Consider the following 3645-nt stretch of genomic DNA (forward strand, 5'->3'; position numbering starts at 1 on the left):
CACCGCGGGCTCGCCCGCCGGCAGCGGCAGCGGCAACGGCACCACCGGCAGCGGTGCGGCGCCCAGCGGCCGCTGAAGGCCGCGCGGACCCTGATGGAGGCGGAGCGGGCCGGGCGGCCCGGTCCGCCTTTCGCGTTCCCGGTGCCGTCAGCCGCCCTGCAGGCTCTCCGCGAAGTCCTCTGGCACCTCGCCGAAGCTCGCCAGGATCGTCGCGCTTTCCAGCTCGCCGGTCTCGTCGTCGGCCACCACCTTCAGCGCCGCGGTGCCGGGCATCCGCCCGGACATCGCTTCCGCCTTCTTCAGCGCCCCGCTCTCGGTCGGCGCCACCTCGCGGTCGCCGGGCACCAGGCGCTTGCGCTTGACCACGAAGGTCTGGACCACGAACGTCGTCTTCATACCCATTGCGCGTGTCCTTGACCGGTGTGGCGCGAGCCTGGCCCATGATCCTCGGATCGCGAAACCGGGTCGCACGTCTTGTGGGGTCGCATCGTCACACGCGAGACGGCATCCGCCCCGCCTGAAAACGCTCCGACCCGAGGATTGGCACGATTAACGCTAGAGCCTGTCCCGTGATCGATGGATCACGAAACAGGCTCTATCCAGGGTGCGGGATCGCATTGTCTTCACGCGAGCCGGACGCCGCCTCGCTCGAAAATGCTCTCGCGCCGTCGATGCGCCACCCTCGCGTGCCCGCCCCTTCTACACGGAACCGTCGATGATCGAGACGCGCCGCCGTCCGTGCCGGACCCTGTCGCGCGCCGTCCTGTGCGGATGGGCGCTGGCATCTGCGGGCGGGCCGCTGGGCGCCGCGGCGCGCGACCTGCGCATCGGCCTCGCCGCGGAAGCCACGTCGATCGACCCGCATTTCCACAACCTCGGCCCCAACAACGCGTTGCGGCGCCACATCTTCGAGGGCCTGGTCACCACCGACCCCGCGATGACGGTGCTGCCCGCGCTGGCGCTCGCCTGGACGGCCGACGACGCGCATACCTGGACGTTCAGGCTGCGCCCGAACGTCACCTTCTCGGACGGCACGCCGTTCACCGCCAACGACGTGATCTACACCTTCTGCCGCATCCCGCTGGTGGAGAACTCGCCCTCCTCCTTCGCCACCTTCGTCCGGCCGTTCGAGAGCGTCACCGCGCCCGATCCGCTGACCGTGGTGATCAGGACCGCCGAGCCGCTGCCGCTGCTGCCGACCAACATCACCGCGCTCGGCATGCTCAGCGCCAAGGCCTCGGGCGCGTCCGGCCCGGTCACCTTCGCCAAGGGCGGGTGCGCCGGCATGGGCACGCCGCCGAAATCCACCGATTTCGGCAACCCCAAGGTCGCCGTCGGCACCGGCCCCTATGCGCTCAAGGAGTACGTGCGCGGCACCCAGGTCGTGCTGGCCCGGAACCCGACCTACTGGGGCGCGGCGCCCGCCTTCGACACGGTGACGATGAAGCCGATCGTCTCCACCGGCCCGCGGGTGGCGGCGCTGCTCGCCGGCGACGCGGACCTGATCGAGAACCCGGCGATCCAGGACCTGCCGCGGATCGAGGCGGCGGGCTTCACCGTCGCCAAGGGCCTGTCGAACCGCATCATCTACATCCACCTCGACCAGTTCGACGGCCCGGGCTGGAAGACGCCGACGATCCGCGGCACCGACAAGGCTGCGCCGCCGGACAAGAACCCGCTGCTCGACCGGCGCGTGCGCGAGGCTTTGTCCAAGGCGATCGACCGCAAGGCCGTCGTCGAGCGGGTGATGGGCGGGGTGGCGCAGGGCGCAGGCGAGCTGCTGCCGTTCCCGCTGGCCGGCACGACCAAGGACTTCCCCGTCGTCGCCTACGATCCGAAGGCGGCTAAGGACCTCCTGGCCCAGGCCGGCTACCCGAACGGCTTCGAGATCACGCTCGGCACGCCGAACGACCGCTACATCAACGACGAGAAGATCGCGCAGGCGGTGGCCCAAATGTGGAGCCGGATCGGCGTGAAGACGAGCCTCGACGCCGCGACCGCGTCGACCTTCTTCACCCGGCGCAACACCTTCTCGTTCTCGGCCTACCTCGCCGGCTGGGGCGCCGATTCCGGCGAGATGTCGAACTCGCTGAATTCGCTGCTGCTGTGCTTCGATCCCGAATCCGGCCGCGGCTTCACCAACCGCGGCCGCTACTGCAACCGCGAGGTCGACCGCCTCACCATCGAGGCGATGCGCACCTTCGACGAGAATGAGCGCTCCGCCCTGCTGCGCCGGGCCTCCGCGCTCGCCATGGCGGACTACCCGCTGATCCCGCTCCACTTCGAGGTCACCCCCTGGGCCACGGTGAAGGGCCTGCGCTACACGCCGCGGATCGACCAGTACACGCTGGCGATGGACGTCGCGGTGGTGAAGTGAGGGATCGGGATTTCCGGGCGCCGGGCATCCCCTCTCCCCGCACGCGGGGAGAGGGCCGCGACGACCGCGTCGTCGGCGCGGCGAGGCGGCAGCCGACGGTGAGGGGGCTTCGACGGCGGAGCCTCGTCCGTTCGCGTCCCCTCACCATCGCTCCGGCTTCGCCTGCGCCTCCCGGCTGCACGACGGGGTGCAGCCGGGCCTCTCCCCGCGTGCGGGGAGAGGGGACCCGCGCCCCGTTCGGCGGCGTACCTGCATGCTGACCTACCTGATCCAGCGCTTCGGCCAGGCGCTCGTCACCGTCGCGGCGATGGCGACGCTGGTGTTCGTCGGCGTCTACGCCATCGCCGATCCGATCGACATGCTGGCCGCGCCCGACGCGACGCCGGACGAGCGCGCCGCCATCAGTGCCCGGCTCGGGCTCGACCGGTCGCTGCCGGTGCAGTTCGGCACCTTCGCCTGGCGCGCGCTGCACGGGGATCTCGGGCGCTCGTTCGTCTACAACGAGCCCGCCCTGTCGGTGATCCTGCAGCGCCTGCCGGCGACGCTGGAGCTGGCGCTCACCGCCCTGGTGCTCGCGGTCGCGGTCGGCCTGCCGCTCGGGCTCTGGGCCGGCCTCAAGCCGAGCTCGGGCACCGGCCGGACGATCATGACCGGCTCGATCCTGGCGTTCTCGCTGCCGAACTTCTGGCAGGGCCTGATGCTGGTGCTGGTCTTCGCCGTGACGCTCGGCTGGTTTCCGGCCGGCGGCCGCGGGGAGACCGTCAACGTGCTCGGCATCGAGACCGGGCTCCTGACGCTCGACGGCCTGCGCCACCTCGTGCTGCCGGCGGTGAACCTGGCGCTGTTCAAGCTCGCGGTGGTGATCCGGCTGGCGCGCGCCGGCACCCGCGAGGCGATGCTGCAGGACTACGTGCGCTTCGCCCGCGCTAAGGGGCTGTCGCCGGCCCGCATCGTCGGCGTGCACGTCCTGAAGAACATCCTGCTTCCGGTGATCACCGTGATCGGCCTCGAGCTCGGCTCGATGATCGCCTTCGCCGTCGTCACCGAGACGGTGTTCGCCTGGCCCGGCATCGGCAAGCTCCTGATCGACTCGATCAACCGGCTCGATCGCCCGGTCATCGTCGCCTACCTGATGCTGACCGTGTGCCTGTTCGTGGTCATCAACCTGATCGTCGACCTGATCTACGCCGCCCTCGACCCGCGGGTCCGCCTGTCGGAGGCCGCGTGAGCACGGGCGAGACGCTCCCCGCGGCCGGCGGGCCGCCCGC

The 3645-nt window shown here is 70.9% G+C and carries 3 protein-coding genes; 2 read left to right on the forward strand and 1 reads right to left on the reverse strand.

Features of this window, described 5'->3' with window-relative positions:
* Positions 1-147 precede the first annotated feature (147 nt).
* Positions 148-402, reverse strand: coding sequence for a hypothetical protein (locus FV230_RS25830; protein WP_147729101.1), 255 nt, complete (start codon positions 400-402; stop codon positions 148-150).
* A gap of 313 nt (positions 403-715) precedes the next feature.
* Between FV230_RS25830 and FV230_RS25835 the strand changes: the two genes are divergently transcribed.
* Complete coding sequence (locus FV230_RS25835; protein ID WP_147844420.1) at positions 716-2377, forward strand: ABC transporter substrate-binding protein; 1662 nt, start codon at positions 716-718, stop codon at positions 2375-2377.
* A gap of 253 nt (positions 2378-2630) precedes the next feature.
* Entirely contained in the window at positions 2631-3605 is a 975-nt protein-coding gene (locus FV230_RS25840; protein ID WP_147844421.1) for an ABC transporter permease, read from the forward strand.
* Positions 3606-3645 lie beyond the last annotated feature (40 nt).

It is taken from the genome of Methylobacterium sp. WL6 (assembly GCF_008040095.1).
GTDB lineage: Bacteria > Pseudomonadota > Alphaproteobacteria > Rhizobiales > Beijerinckiaceae > Methylobacterium.

What these genes read in the sequence shown, in the direction of transcription:
- FV230_RS25830 (WP_147729101.1), bottom strand. Translation starts at nt 402, where the DNA reads ATGGGTATGAAGACGACGTTCGTGGTCCAGACCTTCGTGGTCAAGCGC.
- FV230_RS25835 (WP_147844420.1), top strand. Translation starts at nt 716, where the DNA reads ATGATCGAGACGCGCCGCCGTCCGTGCCGGACCCTGTCGCGCGCCGTC.
- FV230_RS25840 (WP_147844421.1), top strand. Translation starts at nt 2,631, where the DNA reads ATGCTGACCTACCTGATCCAGCGCTTCGGCCAGGCGCTCGTCACCGTC.